This is a genomic window from Streptomyces sp. 1-11 (genome assembly GCF_007176755.1).
GTDB lineage: Bacteria > Actinomycetota > Actinomycetes > Streptomycetales > Streptomycetaceae > Streptomyces.
This window is the reverse complement of sequence record NZ_BJTV01000004.1, coordinates 429,324-447,614: the sequence shown is the minus strand read 5'-3', so window position 1 is coordinate 447,614 and position 18,291 is coordinate 429,324. Positions and strand designations below refer to the sequence as shown.

At 72.9% G+C, this 18,291-nt stretch carries 14 protein-coding genes; 4 read left to right on the top strand and 10 right to left on the bottom strand.

Features of this window, described 5'->3' with window-relative positions; all coding sequences use genetic code 11:
- Positions 1–88: 88 nt before the first annotated feature.
- The 10 genes from TNCT1_RS11565 to TNCT1_RS11520 form a co-directional block, all read right to left on the bottom strand.
- Complete coding sequence (locus tag TNCT1_RS11565; protein WP_143630784.1) at positions 89–1,309, bottom strand: beta-ketoacyl synthase; 1,221 nt, start codon at positions 1,307–1,309, stop codon at positions 89–91.
- Entirely contained in the window at positions 1,309–1,539 is a 231-nt protein-coding gene (locus TNCT1_RS11560) for a phosphopantetheine-binding protein (RefSeq protein WP_143630783.1), read from the bottom strand. Before TNCT1_RS11560 ends, TNCT1_RS11565 begins: the two co-directional genes overlap by 1 nt.
- A gap of 68 nt (positions 1,540–1,607) precedes the next feature.
- Positions 1,608–2,615 carry a beta-ketoacyl-ACP synthase III gene (locus TNCT1_RS11555; protein ID WP_143630782.1) on the bottom strand — a complete coding sequence of 336 codons (1,008 nt, stop codon included), beginning with the start codon at positions 2,613–2,615 and terminating at the stop codon, positions 1,608–1,610.
- Positions 2,612–3,592 (bottom strand): VlmB-like protein, encoded by a 981-nt coding sequence (locus TNCT1_RS11550; RefSeq protein ID WP_143630781.1) that lies wholly within the window; start codon positions 3,590–3,592, stop codon positions 2,612–2,614. The genes TNCT1_RS11555 and TNCT1_RS11550 overlap by 4 nt, the downstream gene beginning before the upstream one ends.
- On the bottom strand, positions 3,589–4,140 hold the full coding sequence (locus TNCT1_RS11545; RefSeq protein ID WP_143630780.1) for a flavin reductase family protein: 552 nt from the start codon (positions 4,138–4,140) through the stop codon (positions 3,589–3,591). The genes TNCT1_RS11550 and TNCT1_RS11545 overlap by 4 nt, the downstream gene beginning before the upstream one ends.
- Positions 4,137–4,670: a hypothetical protein gene (locus TNCT1_RS11540; protein WP_143630779.1), complete on the bottom strand. Its 534-nt coding sequence runs from the start codon at positions 4,668–4,670 to the stop codon at positions 4,137–4,139. Before TNCT1_RS11540 ends, TNCT1_RS11545 begins: the two co-directional genes overlap by 4 nt.
- Before the next feature lie 21 nt (positions 4,671–4,691).
- On the bottom strand, positions 4,692–5,174 hold the full coding sequence (locus tag TNCT1_RS11535; protein WP_143630778.1) for a type II toxin-antitoxin system RatA family toxin: 483 nt from the start codon (positions 5,172–5,174) through the stop codon (positions 4,692–4,694).
- Positions 5,175–5,176: 2 nt separating this feature from the next.
- The gene (locus TNCT1_RS11530) at positions 5,177–6,481 is read right to left on the bottom strand and encodes an aspartate aminotransferase family protein (protein WP_143630777.1); all 1,305 of its coding nucleotides are present in this window, start codon (positions 6,479–6,481) and stop codon (positions 5,177–5,179) included.
- A 118-nt stretch (positions 6,482–6,599) separates the two neighbouring features.
- Complete coding sequence (locus tag TNCT1_RS11525) at positions 6,600–7,742, bottom strand: acyl-CoA dehydrogenase family protein (protein ID WP_143630776.1); 1,143 nt, start codon at positions 7,740–7,742, stop codon at positions 6,600–6,602.
- Between the two features lie 35 nt (positions 7,743–7,777).
- Positions 7,778–9,409, bottom strand: a complete 1,632-nt coding sequence (locus TNCT1_RS11520) for an aldehyde dehydrogenase (RefSeq protein WP_143630775.1) — start codon at positions 9,407–9,409, stop codon at positions 7,778–7,780.
- Positions 9,410–9,570: 161 nt separating this feature from the next.
- Here TNCT1_RS11520 and TNCT1_RS11515 point away from each other — a divergent pair, with 161 nt between their 5' ends.
- The 4 genes from TNCT1_RS11515 to TNCT1_RS11500 are packed head-to-tail and all read left to right on the top strand — an operon-like array spanning position 9,571 to position 18,272.
- A complete protein-coding gene (locus tag TNCT1_RS11515) occupies positions 9,571–9,870 on the top strand; it encodes an acyl carrier protein (protein WP_143630774.1) in 300 nt (99 codons plus the stop codon).
- Positions 9,871–9,881: 11 nt separating this feature from the next.
- Complete coding sequence (locus TNCT1_RS11510; RefSeq protein ID WP_143630773.1) at positions 9,882–15,596, top strand: type I polyketide synthase; 5,715 nt, start codon at positions 9,882–9,884, stop codon at positions 15,594–15,596.
- Positions 15,597–15,618: 22 nt separating this feature from the next.
- Positions 15,619–17,232: a fatty acid--CoA ligase gene (locus TNCT1_RS11505; protein ID WP_143630772.1), complete on the top strand. Its 1,614-nt coding sequence runs from the start codon at positions 15,619–15,621 to the stop codon at positions 17,230–17,232.
- A 38-nt stretch (positions 17,233–17,270) separates the two neighbouring features.
- Positions 17,271–18,272 carry an LLM class flavin-dependent oxidoreductase gene (locus tag TNCT1_RS11500; protein WP_143630771.1) on the top strand — a complete coding sequence of 334 codons (1,002 nt, stop codon included), beginning with the start codon at positions 17,271–17,273 and terminating at the stop codon, positions 18,270–18,272.
- Positions 18,273–18,291: the final 19 nt, after the last annotated feature.

Sequence of the window (18,291 nt, the reverse complement as noted above, 5' to 3'; positions counted from 1 at the left end):
ACAGGGGAGAGGGACGGGGACAGCCGCCCGCCGGGAGTTCTCGGCGGACGGCTGCTGTGACGTGCCGGCGGACCGGACCCGGCGGCGCCTACGCGGGGGCGATCGCCAGGGCCGTGTTCTGCCCGCCGAACCCCAGCGAGTTGCTCAGTGCCAGGTCGATGGGCATCGACGTGACGGTCTGGGCCAGCTTGATCTCGATCCGCGGATCCGGCATGACCAGGCCCGCGACGGGCGGGATGACCTCGTGCTCGACGCTGAGCACGGCGAACGCGGCCTCGACCGCGCCGGCGGCGCCCAGCAGGTGACCGGTGACTCCCTTCGTGGACGTGACCAGCGGGTCCCCGCGCAGGGTCCGCTGGATCATGCGGGCCTCCGACAGGTCGTTCAACGGGGTCGAAGTCCCGTGGGCGTTGACGTGCTGCACGTCGTCCGGATCGGCTCCCGCGTCGGCCAGGGCCGCGCGTACCGCCGCCTCGATGCCGGTGCCGTCCGGGTGCGGCGACGTCATGTGGTGGGCGTCGGCGGTGGCGCCGTAGCCGATGATCCGGCCGTGCACGTGGGCGCCGCGGGCCCTCGCGTCCGCGACCCGTTCCATCACGAGGATCCCGGCGCCCTCCCCGGCCACGAAGCCGTCCCGGTCGACGTCGAACGGGCGGGAGGCGGACGCGGGGTCGTCGTGCCGCTTCGACAGCGCGCCCATCTGGGCGAACCCGGCCATGACCAGTGGGGTGATCATGGCCTCGCTGCCGCCCGCGAGGACGATGTCGCAGCGGCCGAGGGCGAGCAGGTCGCGGGCGGTCCCGATGGCGGTCGCGCCCGAGGCGCAGGCGGTGGCCACCACCAGGTTGGGTCCGGTCGCCCCGAACTCGATGGCCGTCTGACCGGCCAGCATGTTCGGCAGCTGCATGGGCAGCAGCAGCGGCGACACCCGGTCGGCGCCCTGCTCGCGCAGCACGTGGTGCTGCTCCTCGACGGTGCCCGGACCGCCGTCGGCGCAGCCCAGCACCACGCCCACCCGTGCGCCGTCCCAGGTCCGCGGGTCCAGACCCGCGTCGGCCACCGCCTCGTGGGCGGCGACCAGCGCGAACTGCACGAACCGGTCGAGTCGATGGGCGCGCCGCGCACTGAGCAGCGTCTCGGGGTCGAAGCCGGGCACCCGGCAGGAGATCTGTACGGGGTTGTTCGCCAGTACCGGATCGAGGGCGGCGGCCGGCCTGCCGTCGCAGACCGCCGCCCAGCTCGGCCCGACCCCGATGCCGCCGGGGGTGACCAGACCGAGTCCGGTGACGGCGATGTCCATGCCGGCCATCAGACCGTCGCGCTCCGCTCCTCCATCAGCCGGACCATGTCGGCCACGGTCTCGGCCTCCAGGAGGTCGTCGTCGCTGATGTCCAGGTCCAGCTCGGACTTCAGCAGCAGCGACAGCTCCACCACGGCGAGCGAGTCCAGCTCGATGTCCTCCCGGGAGGCCTCCGGAGTGATCGACTCGGGCGACACCTTGAGCTTGTTGGACAGGATTTCCTTGAGCTGCTCCAGCATGTCGGTTCCTTTCGAAGGCGTACGCACCCCGCGTACCGCTGAATTCGGTATGAGTTACTGACGGTCGGTCAGATGGTCTGCAGCTCCGGCCAGACGACGGTGCCCGCGCCCCAGGCCAGCCCGCCGCCGAACGCGGTGAGCAGCACCCGGTGTCCGGCGGTGAGCCGGCCCTCCGCGGTGGCCTCGGCGAGCAGCAGCGGGATCGAGGCGGCACCGGTGTTGCCGACCCGGTCGATGTTGCTCAACTGCCGTTCCTCGGGCAGCCCGAGGCGTTTGGCCACCGCTTCGAGGATCCGGGCGTTGGCCTGGTGCGCGGCGAACCGGTCGACGTCCTCCAGACGCCACCCGGCGCGTTCGGCGGCCTCGGTGGAGACGGAGGTCATCCGCTCCACCGCGTGCCGGTAGGTCTCCCGGCCCAGCATCTGGAAGTACCGGTCCGCCGGGTCGACCGGCCGGTCGGTGGAACGCTGCCGCGAACCGCCGGCCGGCACCTCGATCAGATGGCTCAGCTCGCCGTCGCTGCCGAGCACCAGCGGGCCGATCGCACCGGGCTCGTCGGCGGAGCCGGCCCGCAGCACCACCGCGCCCGCGCCGTCGGCGAAGATCACGGCGGTGGTGCGGTCCTCGGGGTTGATGATGGTGGTGAAGGCGTCCGCGGCGATCAGCAGCACGCTGTCCGCCACCCCGGCCGCGATGAGCCCGGCGGCCGACGCCAGCCCGTACAGGAAGCCCGAGCAGACGGCCGCCACGTCGAAGGCCGGCACCTGCCCGAGCCCCAGCCGGGCCGCCACCTGCGGCGCGGTCGCCGGGCAGGGCTGGTCGGGGGTGGTGGTGGCCAGCACCACCGCCCCGACCTGCTCGTCGCCCGCCGACTTCAGCGCCCTCAGGCCCGCCTCCACCGCCAGGTCGCCGGTGGAGGTGCCGGGGGAGATGAAGCACCGCTCGACGATCCCGGTGCGGGAGCGGATCCACGCGTCGGAGGTGTCGAGCCGCTCGGACAGGTCGTCGTTGGTCACCACGTTGGGCGGGACGTACGAGCCGATGCCCGTGATGACCGCGGCCCGCCCGGTGCTCATGCGCCGGCCTCCGAGGCGAGGACCTCCACCGGGAGGCCCATGTACTCCATGCGGACCTCGGCCATCTCGTCGGTCCACTGCTCGGCCATGTCGTAGCGCTGCTCGGCGGTGGTGTCGAGCAACCGCACGCCCGGCCACACCTCGTAGTCGCCGATTCTGTCGGCGTGCTCGAACATGCCCTGCTGGAACAGCTCCTCGCGGTGGATGACGAACTCCCGGTCCGGGATCTCGTCCCACAGCTTCACGCCCGAGCGCAGGATCTCCAGCAGCCGCGGCTTGTACTCCGGGTGCGCGATCACGTGGTCGCGCAGGATGGTGCTGGCCACGGTGAGGTGGCGGATCTCGTCGATCGCGGTGCCCCGCGAGATCTCGCCGGTCGCCGGGGACAGCGGGGTCCACTTGCGCTCGCTCAGCTCGGCGGCCGGGGCGAGCACACCCTCGATGATGATGGCGAACACCGCGACGCCGCCGGGGAAGTCGGCCTTGTCGCGCACGATGTCCAGGGTGAAGTCCACCACCGGGTCCAGGACCCGCTTGCGGTAGTCCCGGGCCATGTCGTCGATGTCCTTGAGCAGGGTGCCCGCCGGCACGCCCAGGTCCACCAGGTGCTGCCGGAAGACCCGGGCGTGCCGGGCCTCGTCGATCAGCTGGGTGGCGTAGAACTCCATCTCGGGGATGCCGGGCGCGATCGACACGTAGTGGCCGAGCAGCCGGGTGGCCAGCTCCTCCGCCAGCGCGCGGAAGCCGAACTCCAGCACCAGCGCCTCGCGCAGCGGGCCGGGCGCCTTCAGGAAGTCGGGCGTGATCGCGTTCTCGTGGTGGCCGGTCGCCCCGCGGTCGCGCAGGGTTCCCTGGGCCACCGAGGTGATCCAGTAGGCGAGGTCGCACTCCTCGGGGCCGAGGGTGAGCTCCTTCGCGCCGTCGAGCAGACCGGGGGCCTTGTCCCAGTCCGCCTCGGGGGCAACGGGTGCGGTCATGATGCGGCGGCCTCCTTCGCCGGGCGCAGGGAGCCGGCGTACAGCCCGCCGGCGTAGCTGAACAGCGGCAGACCCGGGTCGGCCGTGGCGCGTACGACATGGCCGAGCAGCAGCTCGCTGTCGCCCGCGGCGTGTGCGGAGTGGAACCGGCAGACGTAGTGCGCGAGCGCGCCCGCGATCAGCGGGGCGTGCGCGTACCGGTCCGCCGTCCAGGCCAGGCCCGCGAAGGCCGCGTCGCCGTCCGGACGGCCGCTGTGCGCGAACCGCCGGGCCACGTCGGCCTGGTCGCCGCCGAGCACGTTGATCGCGAACCGGCCCTCGGCGGCGGCCAGCCGGGCGAACGACGAGCCCGCCCGCAGCACCACGCCCACCAGCAGCGGTGAGCGCGAGACGAGGGTGACCGTGCTCGCGGTGGTGCCGTGCATCCGGTCCTCGGGACCGGTGGTCAGCACCGACACCGGGGACGCCAGGTGGTACAGCGCCCGGCGGCGCTCGGCCGGGTCCTGGCGGACCGGCCGGGCGGCGCGTACATCGGTCGCGGTGGTCATCCCACGGCCTCCGTCTCCCGGACGGCCGTCCGCGCCGGGACGTGGCCGACCGGCTCCGGGTCCATGGCGTGCCCGACCGGCTTGGGGTGGGGCAGGCCCAGGTCGTCCAGCAGCCTCAGGTAGCCCTGCTGGCGCACCGGCTCGAAGGGCAGCGCGAAGGACTTCATGAAGTTGCCGAACAGGCCGCGGTCGCCGAACAGGTGGAACGGCAGTACCAGCAGCGCCCACTCCGGCTTGACCAGCCAGCACCACAGCGCGGCCACCACGCCCTGCGTGATGAGGCTGTGCATGACGTTGTAGAGGACGTAGTAGGCCTTGTGGATCGGCCGGCCCCCGCTTTTCTTGAACGCGATGGCGCCGGGGATGTAGCCGATCAGGTCGATGTAGAGGAACAGTCCGATCGCCGGCAGCCAGCGGATGTCGCCGAAGTGGTAGACGATCAGTCCGGTGGTGACGGCGAGGCCCACCAGGTACTCGGCGCGGTGCAGCGAGTACGTGCGTGGTGTCTCGAAGGGGTTCGCCTGGTCCATGGTCAGCTCCTCGCGAGGGTCCTAGGCGCCGACCGCGGCGGGTTCGGTGAGTTCGATGCCGCCCTGGATGCGCACACCCGGGAACAGGCCGGTCAGCGCCCAGGCGACGGTCTCCTTGATGACCCGCTCGGCGATCGGGTCGAGGATGCCCTCCAGGCTCGGGATGCCGAAGTCGAATTCGGCGTCGAAGCGGACGGTGACGTCGTCCCCGGCCTGCTGGACGGACCAGGTCCCGGAGAAGGAGTCGAAGTCGCCGTCGGACTGCTCGAAGCGGATCTCGCCGCTCTCCGGCAGCACCGTGTCGTCCTCGGTCCAGCGCAGCAGGCCGCTGCGGAAGTGCAGCTCCCAGCTGGAGGAGGCCTTGGGGTCGGGGTAGGAGGCGTGCACGGTGGTCGCGTTGACGTGGGGCGCCAGGTCGGGGAAGCGCTCCCAGCGCCGTACGGCGTGCAGGACCGTTTCGGCCTGCTCCGCGGGTATCAGGGCATCGAGTTCGACGTGCCGCACGATCAGTTACCGCCTTCCGGCATTGTGGCCGCGCCCTTGATCAGGTCGCGGGTGGCCAGGTCGAAGGAGTTGACGAGGAAGTCCACGTCGGTGTCGTCCAGCACGGCGGGCGGGGTGAACCGCACCACCGAGCTGCCGTTCATGGAGTGGTTGGCGACCACGCCGTGGTTGAACAGCTCGATCAGCAGCTCGCCGGCCAGTCCGGCCTCGACGAGCTCCACGCCGATGAGCAGGCCCCGGCCGCGCACGTCCACGACCAGCTCGGGGATGTTGCGGTGGGCGACCTCCGCGATCCGCGGCAGCAGCCTGGCGCCGAGGTCCATGGCGCGGGTGACCAGGCGCTCCTCCTTGACCGCCCGGATCGCGCCCTGCACCGCCGCCATCAGCACCGGCTGGCCGGAGAAGGTGGCGGTGTGGACGTAGGGGTCCTTGTCGAAGGGGCGGAACGCCTTGCGGGTGGCGACGGCCGCCGACACCGGCATCACCCCGCCGCCGAGCGCCTTGCCGGTGAGCAGGACGTCGGGGACGACGCCCTCGACGTCCGCGCCCCACCACTCGCCGAGGCGTCCGAAGCCGGACTGCACCTCGTCGAGGATGAGGAAGCCCTCGTACTCCCGGACCAGCTCCTCGACCCGCTTGAGGTAGCCCTTCGGCGGGATGATGACCCCGCCCTCGCCCTGCACCGGCTCGAGGATCACGCAGACCTCGCCGGGATGGGCCCGCAGCTCCTCCTCCAGCGCGTCGGCGTCGCCGAACGGCAGGTGCAGGAAGTCGGGGACGAGCGGGCGGAACGGCGCCTGGTAGACGTCCTTGGCGGTCGCCGACAGGGCGCCCAGGGTCTTGCCGTGGTAGCCGCCGCGCATCGAGACCGTCCGCTTGAACCCGTTCGCGCGGGCCAGCTTCAGGCCCGTCTCCACCGCCTCGGCGCCGGACAGCGCGAAGTGCACGCGGTCGAGGCCGGGCGGCATCACGGAGACCAGGGACTCGGCGGCGCGGGCCACCGTCGGCTCCAGCAGGATGCGGGTCGCGGTGGGGTGGGTGCGCAGCTGGCGCTCCACCTCCTCCATGACGATCGGGTGGCGGGCGCCCATGATGAACACGCCGTAGCCGCCGGCGTTCAGGAAGCGCTCGCCGTCGCTGGTAGTGAGCCAGGCGCCCTCGGACGCCGTCTCCATGTGGCTGCCGAACAGCTCGGCGAGCGTGGCGCGGCCCTTGCTGAGGTGGGCCCGGTAGAGGTTGAGGATGTCCGCCTCTTCGTCGGCGGCGGAGGCCGGCGCCGGCGCCGGGGCGTCCTGGATGACGGTCACGTGTCGCTCACTCCAAGGGTGTGGGTGGTTCACAACGTCGGTGGGGTGCCGCGGCCGGGTGCCGCGCGATCGTGCCGCAGGGATCCGCGGCCGCCCGCCCGGCCCGTCCGGCCGGGCGCTACGCCAGGACCAGCGGTCCCCCGTCGAAGTACGCGAGCAGCGGCTCCGCGGCGGCGAGCCGGGACGGCGGGTGGAAGGCGAGGGCGCGGGTCGCCGCGGCCACCTGGGCGCTCGCCGGGTTCACGATGAAGTCCAGGCCGCCGAGCAGCTCCAGCGCCCGCGCCACGATGTCCGGCAGCGCGTTCTGCACGGCGTACCGGGCGACCAGCACCCGGGCCACCGACTCCTCGTCGCCGGGCTCCTGGCCGGTGCCGCGGGCCACGCCCTCCAGCAGCGACAGGGCCGCCTCCATGTCCACGGCGAGCGCGGCCCGGTCGCCGGCGCTGCCCCGCCGCCGCTCCAGCACCTGCTCCACCAGGGCGGCGGCAGCGCCCGCGTACCCGGCGGAGATCAGCATCTCGAACCAGACGAAACCGGCCGACTGCAGGTCGTCGAGGCGGGTCGGGTCGTCGGCGCCGGCCCGGACGACCATGTCCGCGGGGACGAACACGTCCTCCAGGCGCACCTCGTCGCTCTCCGCGCCGGCCAGCAGGTCGTTGCCCCAGAACGCGTGCACGGACAGCCCCGGCGCGTCGGCCGGCACCAGCGCGAGCGCCAGCTCCGGCTCGCCCCCGTCCTCGCCGTGGATGGCGATGGACGCGGTGAGCAGGCTCATCGAACGGGCCAGGCTGCACGGCTTCTTGGAGCCGGACAGCAGGAAGCCGCCCTCGACGGGCCGCGCGGTCACGGCCGGCTTGAGGATGTTCTGCGCGGTGCGGCCCTCGGCCCAGCCGGAGGCCATCACCTGCTGGTCGGGGACGATCCGGTGCAGCAGTTCGGTCTGCGCGCCGGTGAGCCGGCCGTCCTTGACCGCCAGCGAGTACAGCATCGCGGCGGTGAAGTGGTGCATGGAGACGGCGGCGACCAGCGACGGGGACAGCGCGCCGAGCGCGAGCTGCACCCGCAGCGCCTCCAGCGGGGCGGCGCCGTGGCCGCCGTAGCTCTCGGGTATGAGCAGGCCCACACCGCCGTGGATGCGGAACAGGTCGATCACCGGGCTGCCGGGCTGCTCCCGCTCGGCGTACGGGATCTGCTCCAGCTCCTTGAGCAGTCCGGGATGGAACCGCTCGCACACGGTCCGGGCAGCATCGAGGGAACGCACGGGAAACCTCCGGAAGACGTCGGATGCGAAGACGGTCAGGCGCCGAAGACCGCGTCGTACGGGCTCACGTCGCGGGCGATGCTGACTCCCTGGATGTGGGAGGTCTTGAGCATCGGGTAGTTGGCCTCGCCGAAGGCGCCGCCGGTGCGGCCGGTGCCGCCGTGGCTCGGGAGGTATGGCAGGAAGCCGATGTGGGAGTCGTTGACCTTCAGCAGACCGCCGTTGACCACCCGGCGCACGAAGGTCTCGATGATGCGGTCCGAGCGCGACCACAGGGAGTTGCGCAGCCCGTAGTCGTTGCTGTTGACGAACTGCAGGAAGGCCTCCAGCAGCGCGTCGTCGTTGTCCCGCTCGGGCACCACGATCGGGATCAGCGGGAAGAACGTCTCCTCGCGGACCACGTCGTACGTCCGGGCCCGGTCCAGGCCGTCCACCCGCACCACCGTCGGCTGCAGGAAGACGCCCGTCTCCGACACCGTGCCGTCGACCTCGGTGCGGTTGCCGCCGGTGACCAGCTCGGCGCCGTTGTCCAGCGCCTGGCGCAGCAGCCGGAAGAAGCGCTCGCTGCGCCTGACCGGCGACAGCAGCACGTCCTCCTCCTCGGGCAGGCCCGGCCTGATGCCCTTGACCTGCTCCTTCACCTCGGCGATCAGCGTCTCGGCGATCTCCGGGTGGACCAGGACGTAGTTGGGCACCATGCAGATCTGCCCGGAGCCGTAGAACGACTCGGTGATGGCCTCGGCCGCCCACTTCACGTCGGCGTCCTTCCAGACCACGATGCCGTCGTTGCCGGCGAGTTCGAGGATCGGCTTCTTGCCGTGCGCCACGCAGCTCTGCTCGAAGCGCAGGCCCTCCTGGCTGCCGCCGATGTAGAAGATGTCGTCGATCAGCGGGTCGGCGATCCAGCGGTCCATGGTCTGCTTGGGGTTGGAGCACACCGCGTTCAGCACACCGGCCGGCGCGTCGATCTCCTCCAGCAGCGGGGCGACGATGTCCCGGAGCAACCACATGGTCGACAGCGCGATCGAGCGCGGCGCGCGCACCACCACGGCGTTGCCCGCCATCAGCGCCAGCACGCACAGGGCGGCGCTCGGCAGCGGTGCGTTCTGCGGCGGGTTGAAGGCGACGACGCCGTCCGGCTGGCGGTGCAGGATCAGCTTGCGGCCGTTGTACTCCTTCTCCACCCGCATCTGCTTCAGATACCAGCGCAGGGAGCCCGGGGCGTAGATCTGCAGCAGGCAGCTCAGCTCCCACCGGGCGAGCTTCACGGGGTGGGACTCGGCGACCAGCATCCGCAGGAACTCGTCCTGGTGCTTGATCAGTTCCTCGCGGAAGCGGGTGCCGAGCTGCATCCGCCGCTCCAGCGGAACGGCCGCCCAGTCAGGGGCGGCCGCGGCGGCCGCCTGGGAGGCCAGGTCGATCGCGGAGTCGTCCGCGATCGCGCAGCGCCCCACGACGTAGGGGTGCTTGGCCGCCTCGGACTCAGGGTCCTGTTCGAGGGAGCGCTTCAGGCTGACGCTCGTGAAAACGTCCTCCAGCAGGGAGCGCCCGCTGACGGTGTAGACCCAGCCGTCGCCGGCCACGTCCTTGCCCGCGATGTAGAGGTCGTAACTCTTCAATCCGGAAGGTGCCTCAGCACTCTCCTCCTGCGTGGCTTCGCGAAGCATCTTCAGCCTTTCGGATATGGCGTGTGGATTTCTTGAAGCAATGCGAGCCTGACAGCGGAATCTGACCCGGCGCTGACACGTGACTGACCGCCCCGTTCCGGCCATCCCGGCCGGCTGCCCGCTGTCAGCGGGGCGTCAGCCGGCGCTGCTTGCATGACCGCATGCCACCTGTCGACAGCACGATCCAGCGGTTGCGCGACCTGCCGCGCAGCGAACTCGCCGAAGAGATCGAGTCAATCGTCCTGGAGAAGTTCAGGGCGGTTCTGCTCATGGACGATGCCGAGGAACTTCCCCTCGACATCAGCTATTTCGATCTCGGCCTCACCTCGCTGCGGCTGACCGAGATACGGCAGAGCCTGGAGCAGCTCCTGGACCTGTCGATCAACGCCAACGTGCTCTTCAACGAGCCGACGGTCGCCCATCTCGTGGACCACCTGACCCAGGAAATCCAGGACGCTTGAGGAGTCGTTCCATGCCGCGTACGGAATCAGAGCAGGCGCCCGAGCCGGTCGCGATCGTCGGAATCGGTCTGCGGTTCCCCGGCGGCAGCGGCTCGCCCGACGAGTTCGACGCCTTCCTGCGGGAGGGCCGCAGCGGGATCGGACCGATACCCCGGGACCGCTGGGACGTCGAGGCGTTCACGCCCGAGGGGCCCGACGACAAGGGCAAGATCATCGCCTCGGCCGGCGGGTTCCTCGACCGCATCGACCTGTTCGACGCCGGCTTCTTCAACATCAGCCCGAAGGAAGCCCGTTACATGGACCCCCAGCAGCGGCTGCTGCTGGAGACCGCCTGGCAGGCCCTGGAGCACGCCGGTATCGACCCGGCGCCGCTGCGCCGCGGCAACGGCGGCGTGTACATCGGCGCCAGCTCCATCGACTACGCCCTCGAACTGGACTCGCTGCCGTACGAGGAGCTGGACGGCCACCTCGCCTCCGGCATCACCATGTTCCCGCTGTCCGGCCGGCTGTCCTACTTCCTCGGCTGGCGCGGCCCGAGCATGAGCGTCGACACCGCCTGCTCCTCCTCGCTGGTCGCCCTGCACCTGGCCGTGCAGGCGCTGCGCGCCGGCGAGAGCGACATCGCGCTGTGCGGCGGCGTCAACGCCCTGCACCACCCGCGCATCCCGGTGATGTTCTCCAACGCCCAGATGCTCGCCCCGGACGGCCACTGCAAGACCTTCGACGAGGCCGCCGACGGCTACGCGCGCGCCGAGGGCTGCGGCATCGTCGTCCTCAAGCGGCTCTCCGACGCCCGACGCGACGGCGACCGCGTGCTCGCCCTGGTGCGCGGCACGGCGGTCGGCCAGGACGGCGACAGCGCCGGCCTGACCGTGCCCAACGGCCCCGCCCAGGAGAAGGTCATCCGCAGCGCGCTGGCCGCCGCCCACCTCGGCCCCGAGGACATCTCCTACGTCGAGGCGCACGGCACCGGCACCCCGCTCGGCGACCCCATCGAGTTCGGCGCCATCGGCGACGTGTTCGTCGACTCCCACACAAAGGACCGGCCGGTGCTGGTCGGTTCGGTCAAGACCAACCTCGGGCACATGGAGCCGGCCTCCGGCATCGTCGGCGTCATCAAGACCGTGCTGCAGCTGCGCTCCGGCACGGTCTACCCGCACGTGGGCCTCAACACCCCCTCGGGGCGCATCCCCTGGGACCTGTACCCGCTGCGGGTGCCCACCGAGTGCGAGCCGTGGCAGGCCGACGTCAAGCGGGCCGTGGTCAACAGCTTCGGCTTCGCCGGCACCATCGGCGCGGTCGTGCTGGAGGAGGCGCCGGAGCCGGCCGGGCGCGAGGAGTCCGCGCTCCCGCACGCCGCCCCGGTGTTCACCCTGTCGGCGAAGAGCGCCGGCGCCCTGCGCGAACAGGCGGGCCGCTACCGGCGACTGCTGGAGGACGACCCGGACCTGCCGGTAGACGCCCTCGCGTACACCGCCAACGTCGCGCGCACCCACCACCCCTACCGCGTCGCCGCCCCGGTCGCCGACCGCGCCGCGCTCACCCGGCTGCTGGACCGGGCCGCCGAGGCCGAGCACGAGGGCCCCGCCGGCATCCGCAAGACCGCCTTCATGTTCACCGGGCAGGGCTCGCAGTACGCCGGCATGGGCGCCGCCCTCTACGAGGCGCTGCCCGTCTTCCGCGACCACGTCGACGAGTGCGACCGCCTCTTCGCCGGCCACCTCGGCCGCTCGGTGCGCGAGCTGCTGCTCGGCACCGCCGCCGACCCGGAGGCCATCGACCGCACCGAGTACACCCAGCCCGCCCTGTTCACCCTGGAGTACGCCCTCGCCCAGCAGTGGATGGCCTGGGGGATACGCCCGAACGTGCTCATCGGGCACAGCATCGGCGAGGTCGTCGCGGCCGCCGTCGCCGGCCTGTTCACCCTGCCCGACGCCGTGAAGCTGGTCGCCGCCCGCGCCCGGCTGATGCAGGCGGTGCGCGCCGAGGGCGGCATGGCCGCGGTCGCCGCGCCCGCCGAGGAGGTCGCCCCGCTGCTGGAGGGCCGCGACGACCTGGCGCTTGCCGCGGTCAACGCCCCCGACCAGACCGTCGTCTCCGGCGCCACCGCCGCCCTCGACGAGGTCACCGCCGTCCTCGCCGGCCGGGGCTTCAAGGTGGACCGGCTCAAGGTCTCGCACGCCTTCCACTCTCCGCTGATGGCCGAGGTCTACGACGACTTCCGGGCCGCCCTTGACGGCATCGCCTTCCACGAGCCGAAGATCAGCCTGATCTCCAACGTCACCGGCCGCCTGGCCCGCCTGCGCGAGATCGGCAACGCCGACTACTGGGTGCGGCACATCGGCGAGCCCGTCCGCTTCCTCGACGGCATCCGCGCCGTCGCCAAGCGCGGCCGGCACGCCCTGATCGAGGTCGGCCCGCAGGCCGCGCTCACCGCGCTCGCCCGCCGCGGCGTCACCGTCGAGGACCACCTGTGGCTGGCCAGCCTGCGCCGCCGCGACACCACCACGCGCACCACCCTGACCGCGCTCGCCGACTACTACGCCGCCGGGCTCGGCGTCTCCTGGCAGGGCTACCACGCCGGGTACGCCACCCCGGCCAAGGTGGACCTGCCCACGTACGCCTTCCAGCGCAAGCGCTACTGGCTGCCCTCCGTCACCCCCCGGCGGTCCGCCGCCGGCGGCAGCGCCCGGCACCTGCTGCTCGGCACCGAGGAGCGGTTCGCCAGCGGCGTGCGGGAGTTCACCGCCGAGTTCACCGCCGAGGAGCTCGGCGCGCTCGCCGACCTCGCCGACGGCGGCCGCGCCACCCTGCCCGCCGGCGCCTACGTCGACCTGCTGCTCGCCGCGCAGGACGCGGTCCAGGGCCACGCCCGCTCCGCGATCCGCGACCTCAGGCTGCTCGCCCCGCTGGAGCTGCCCGCCGAGACCACCCTGACCCTGACCACCCGCTGGCGGCCGCGCCCCGCGGGCGGCGCCGACATCGAGGTGTTCACCGTGGTCGGCGGCGAGGAGAACCCGCACGCCACCGCCGTGATCGCCGCCGAACGCGAGGCGCTCGTCCCGGTGTCCGAACTGGCCGAGCTGGAGGCCGCGCTGGCCCCGGCCGGGCAGCGCATCGACGACGAGGACATCTACACCGACCTCGCCTCCGTCGGCCGCCCCGCCGGCCCCCGCATGCGGCTGCTCCAGCACGTCACCCGGCACGGCGACGGCGTCGTCACCGGCGAACTGACCGGCCGCGACGCCACCGCCGTCGAACACGTCCCGGCGGAGCTGCTGGAGGCCGCCGCCCAGGCGCTGGTCGTCCTCGACCCCGAGGGCCCGGTGTTCGTGCCCCGCGAGATCGCCTCCGTGCGGCACTTCCGCAAGCCGCGCGGCGAGGACCTGCGCGTCCTCGCCCGGATCCGCGGCGACCAGGACCGCCGCCTCGCCGACGTGCTGCTGCTGGAGAGCGGCGACCCGGTCGCCGAGCTCCTCGGCGTCCGGCTGGCCCGCCCCGAGGACCGCACCGGCCGCCGCCGCTTCCTGCACCGCCCCGAGTGGATCCGCCGGGCCCTGCCCGCCGACGCCGCCGCCCCCGCCGAACGGCACGCCGTGCTGCTCGACCCGGCCGCCGGCCGCGCCGCCGAACTCGCCGGCGAGCCCGGTCTGAAGGTCACCCGGCTCGCCGACCCGACCGAGCTCAAGACCGTCCTCGAGGACCCGACCGTCACCGACATCGTCCGCGTCTGGCGCACCCGGCCCGGCGAGATGTCCGTGGCCCGGCTGCGCGCCGAGTGCGAGGACAACTACCGCGAACTGCTCGCCGTCGTCGGCGTGCTGGACGCGGCCGGCCTGTCCAGGCCGCCGCGGCTGTGGCTGGTCACCCAGGGCGCCCAGGCGCTGCCCGGCGACCCGGCGGGCGACGGCGGCCACCTCGCCGCCGCCACCCTGTGGGGCTTCGGACGGGTGCTGCTCACCGAGTACCCGCAACTGCGCTCCACCCTGGTCGACCTCGCCCCGGGCAGCGGCCTGGCCCCGCTGCTGGAGGAGTGGCGCACCGAGCCGGCCGGCGAGTACCAGGTCGCCTACCGGTCCGGCCGCCGCTACGTGCGCCGGCTGCTCGCCGGTGACGAGGCGCTCGACTGGAGCGGCGACTTCGAACTGCGCGCCGCCGAGTCCGGCGACCTGTCCGACCTGGCGCTCGCCCCGGCCGCGGTGCAAGAGCCCGCCGAGGACGAGGTGCAGGTCCGGGTCCGCCTGGTCGGCCTGACCGCCGAGGACGCCCGCACCGCGCTGGACACCGGTCGCGCCGACCGCGAGGAGTACGAGGAGGAGGACGCCGGGGACACCCCGCCGCCGTTGCTCGGCCGCACCGCGCACGGCACGGTGCTGGCCGCCGGGGCGGGCACCGGCTTCGCGGCCGGCGACGAGGTCCTCGTCCGCCACGACGGCACCTTCCGCTCCACGCTCACCGTGCCCGCGACCGCCGTCGTGCACGCCCCGGCGCCCGCGGACGCGGCGGCCCGGTTCGGCCTCGACGAGACCGGCGAGGCGCTGCGCACCACGCTGACCGACCCGTCCGGCCCGGTCTGGGTGTCCCTGCCCGAGGACCCGGCGGCCCGGCGGAGCGAGACCGCCGAGCGGCAGCCGGCCGGACTGCGCGACGACCGCACCTACCTCGTCACCGGCGGCCTCGGCGGCCTGGGCCTGGCCACCGCCCGCAAGCTGGCCGCGCTCGGCGCCCGGCACCTGACGCTGGTCAGCCGCAGCGGCAAGGCCGCCCCCGAGGCCGCCGAGCTGCTCGCCGGCCTCGCCGAGGAGGCGGAGGTCGACATCGTCCGCGCCGACCTCGGCCGGGCCGAGGACGTCGCCCGGCTGGTACGCCACATCGAGGCCGGACCGCACCGCCTCGGCGGCATCGTGCACGCCGCCGGCGGCTCCTACGACGAGCGGCTGATCTCCGAACTCACCTGGGAGTCCATCGAGGACCAGCTCGAGGCGAAGGCGTACGGCGGCTGGCTGCTCCACGAGGCCACCGAACAGGCCTTCCCCGACCTGGAGTTCTTCGTGGTCTACTCCTCGGTCTCCTCGGTGCTCGGCGGCTTCGTCGCCCAGGGGCACTACGCCGCCGGCAACGCGGCCCTCGACGGCCTCGCCGACTGGCGCGCCCGCCGCGGCCTGCCCGGACTCGCCCTCAACTGGAGCTCCTGGTCCCGGGTCGGCATGTCCTCCCGCATGAACGACGTCCTCATCCAGGAGCTGGAGCGCGGCGGCGTCCACCTGTTCTCGCCGACCCGGGCCCTGAACACCCTGGTCAGCCTCTGGGACCAGCCGCGCAGCCAGCGCGTGGTGGGCGACTTCGACTGGGACCGCTACATGGCGGGCCGGGTCACCGGAGACCTGTTCTTCGACCGCCTGGCCCGCCGGGCCCCCGAGGAGGACGACGGCCTCGACGTCGCGGCGCTCGCCGCCCTGTCCCCGGAGGAACGCGCCACGGCCGTCACCGCCGTGGTCCGGGAGAAGGTCGCCGCCGTGCTGCACCTCGAGGAGGGCGACGAACTGGATCCGAACACCGAGTTCGTGTCGCTGGGCCTGGACTCGCTGATGGCCCAGCAGGTCAGGTCCGGTCTGGAGCAGGCCTTCCGGCTGCCCCTGCCGGCCTCCCTCACCCACGACCACCCGACGGTACGGCAGCTCGCCGGCTTCCTCGGCGAGCGGATCGGCCCGGCACCGGCCGCGTGACGGACGTTAAGGACGGACGACCATGACTGACATCTCCAGTGGCATACCGAGGGAGCGCTGGACGCTCCACCACTCCGCCCGCGCCCACGCCGGCAGCCGCCCGGACCATCCGGCGATCGTCTGCGAGGGACGCGTCACCACCTACGAGAAGTTCCACCGGGAGAGCAACCGCGCCGCGCACGCCCTGCGCGCCTGCGGTGTCCGGCGCGGCGACCGGATCGCCTACCTGGGCCGCGAGTCGGAGAACTACTACCTGGTGATGATCGCCTGCGCCAAGGCGGGCGCGGTCCTGGTACCGGTCAACTGGCGGCTCACGCCCAGCGAAGTGGACCACATCCTGCGCGACTCCGGCGCCGCCCTGATCTTCGTCGACGACGAGTTCTGGGACACCGTCGCCACCGTCCGCCACCAGCTGCGCGGACTGCGCAAGGTGATCCGGGTCGACGGCACCGACGCCGAGGGCGAGCCCGCCCGCGGCGCCGGACTGCCCGCCTGGGCCGCCGACCAGCCGGACACCGACCTCACCCCGGGCACCGGCCCGGACGACGCGGTCATCCAGATCTACACCAGCGGCACCACCGGTCTGCCCAAGGGCGCCGTCCTCGCCCACCGCAGCTTCTTCACCCTGCCGCACGCCAGCCGGGAGCGGGGCGTCGACTGGATCGACTGGCTGCCCGAGGACGTCGGCCTGATCTCCCTGCCGGGCTTCGGGGTCGCGGGCATCGGCTGGTTCCTGCACACCTTCAACGCCGGCGGCACCAACGTGATCATGCCGCAGTTCGACCCGCAGGAAGCGGTGCGGCTCATCCGCACCCACCGGGTGACCACCACCTTCGCCGCACCCGCCATGCTGCAGGCGATGGCGGCCGAACGCGGCGCGGGCCCGGAGGCGTTCACGTCCCTGCGCAAGATCGCCTACGGGGCGGCCCCGATGTCCGAGACGCTGCTCAAGCAGTGCCTGGAGACCTACGGCTGCGAGTTCGCGCAGATCTACGCCAGCACCGAGACCGGCAGCGTGGCGGTCTGCCTGCCGCCTGAGGCGCACCACCCCGGCAGCACCGTGCTCACCTCGGTCGGCCTGCCCTGCCCGGGCAACGAGATCAAGGTGATAGGGCCGGACGGCGAGACACTCCCGCCCGGCGCCATCGGGCAGATCTGCGTCCGCGCCCCCTCCCGGATGCTCGGCTACTGGAACCTGCCCGAGGCCACCGCCCGCACCCTGGTGGGGGAGTGGCTGCACATGGGCGACGCCGGCTACCTCGACGAGGACGGCTACCTGCACCTGTGCGACCGGATCAACGACACGATCATCGTCGCCGGGCAGAACATCTACCCCGCCGAGGTGGAGAAGGCGCTCGCCGCGCACCCGGCCGTCGCCGACGCCGCCGTGGTCGGACTGCCCGACGAGCGCTGGGGCGAGAGCGTGCACGCGGTCGTCGTCCTGCGGCCCGGCACGAAGGCCACCCCGCGCGAACTCCTGCTGTCCCTGCGCGGCCGGATCGCCGACTACAAGATCCCCGGCACCTACCACTTCGCCGAGTCCCTGCCCCGCAACCCCTCCGGCAAGATCCTGCGCCGCGCGGTCCGGGAACAGCTCGCCGCGCCCGCCCGGGACCCGCTCGCGAGCACCGTATGACACCGAACCGGCACCCCATGCCCGAAAGGGACCTGACCATGAGCACCGAGCCCCTGCGGATCGGCATCCTCCTGCCCACCCGGGAACAGGCCATCAACGGCACCTACGCGGCCGCTCCGCTGCTGGACTTCGCCCGCCAGGCGGAAGCGCTCGGCTTCGACTCGCTGTGGGCCGGGGACTCCCTCACCGCCCGCCCCCGCCTCGACCCGCTCGTCGTGCTGTCGGCCGCCGCCGCGGCCACCGAGCGCATCGCCGTCGGCACCGCCGCCCTCACCCCCGCCCTGCGCCACCCGCTGATCGGCGCCAACATGGCCGCGAGCCTCAGCCATGTCGCCGCCGGCCGGCTGATCCTCGGCCTCGGCTCCGGGTTCCCGATGCCCGAGACCGAGGAGGAGTTCGCCTCGGTCGGCGCCTCCTTCCAGGGCCGGGTGGGCCGCCTGGACGAGATCACCGCGCTGTGGCGCACCGCCTGGCGCTCCGGCGAGGACGGCGAACCCGTCGAGTTCCAGGGCCGGTTCTGGCAGGCCGAGCACCTCGACCGGCTGCCCTCCCCGGCCGTCGCCGGCGGCCCCCCGCTGTGGCTGGCCGGCAGCGACACCCCGAAGGTCCTCGCCCGCGCCGCCACCCGCTACGACGGCTGGCTGCCGTTCCTGCCCGACGTCGAGGCCTACGGCAGCGCCCGCCGCCGTATCGCCGAACTCGCCGAGGAGGCCGGGCGCGGCGCCGGCGCCGTCACCCCCGCGCTGTACGCCACGGTCACCGTGAACAGCGACGAGTCGGCGGCCAGGGCCGAGCTGGAGCACTACATCAGCCACTACTACGGCCGGTCCCTGGACCAGATGCGGACCATCCAGGCCTACGCCTGGGGCAGCGCCGAGAAGTGCGCCGAGTGGCTCGGCGAGTACGTCCGGGCCGGCGCCCGGCACCTGGTCGTACGGATCGGATCCCTCGACCCCGAACCGCAGTTGAAGGAGATCGCCGAGGTGCTGCTGCCCGCGGTACGCGCCCTCGGCCCCACCGTTGGGAGCACCCAGTCGTGACCAGTGCCATCGCCGCCGT

Bases quoted from the DNA above. Each gene is read 5' to 3' on its own strand.
- TNCT1_RS11565 (WP_143630784.1), bottom strand. From the start codon at position 1,309: ATGGCCGGCATGGACATCGCCGTCACCGGACTCGGTCTGGTCACCCCC.
- TNCT1_RS11560 (WP_143630783.1), bottom strand. From the start codon at position 1,539: ATGCTGGAGCAGCTCAAGGAAATCCTGTCCAACAAGCTCAAGGTGTCG.
- TNCT1_RS11555 (WP_143630782.1), bottom strand. From the start codon at position 2,615: ATGAGCACCGGGCGGGCCGCGGTCATCACGGGCATCGGCTCGTACGTC.
- TNCT1_RS11550 (WP_143630781.1), bottom strand. From the start codon at position 3,592: ATGACCGCACCCGTTGCCCCCGAGGCGGACTGGGACAAGGCCCCCGGT.
- TNCT1_RS11545 (WP_143630780.1), bottom strand. From the start codon at position 4,140: ATGACCACCGCGACCGATGTACGCGCCGCCCGGCCGGTCCGCCAGGAC.
- TNCT1_RS11540 (WP_143630779.1), bottom strand. From the start codon at position 4,670: ATGGACCAGGCGAACCCCTTCGAGACACCACGCACGTACTCGCTGCAC.
- TNCT1_RS11520 (WP_143630775.1), bottom strand. From the start codon at position 9,409: ATGCTTCGCGAAGCCACGCAGGAGGAGAGTGCTGAGGCACCTTCCGGA.
- TNCT1_RS11515 (WP_143630774.1), top strand. From the start codon at position 9,571: ATGCCACCTGTCGACAGCACGATCCAGCGGTTGCGCGACCTGCCGCGC.
- TNCT1_RS11510 (WP_143630773.1), top strand. From the start codon at position 9,882: ATGCCGCGTACGGAATCAGAGCAGGCGCCCGAGCCGGTCGCGATCGTC.
- TNCT1_RS11505 (WP_143630772.1), top strand. From the start codon at position 15,619: ATGACTGACATCTCCAGTGGCATACCGAGGGAGCGCTGGACGCTCCAC.
- TNCT1_RS11500 (WP_143630771.1), top strand. From the start codon at position 17,271: ATGAGCACCGAGCCCCTGCGGATCGGCATCCTCCTGCCCACCCGGGAA.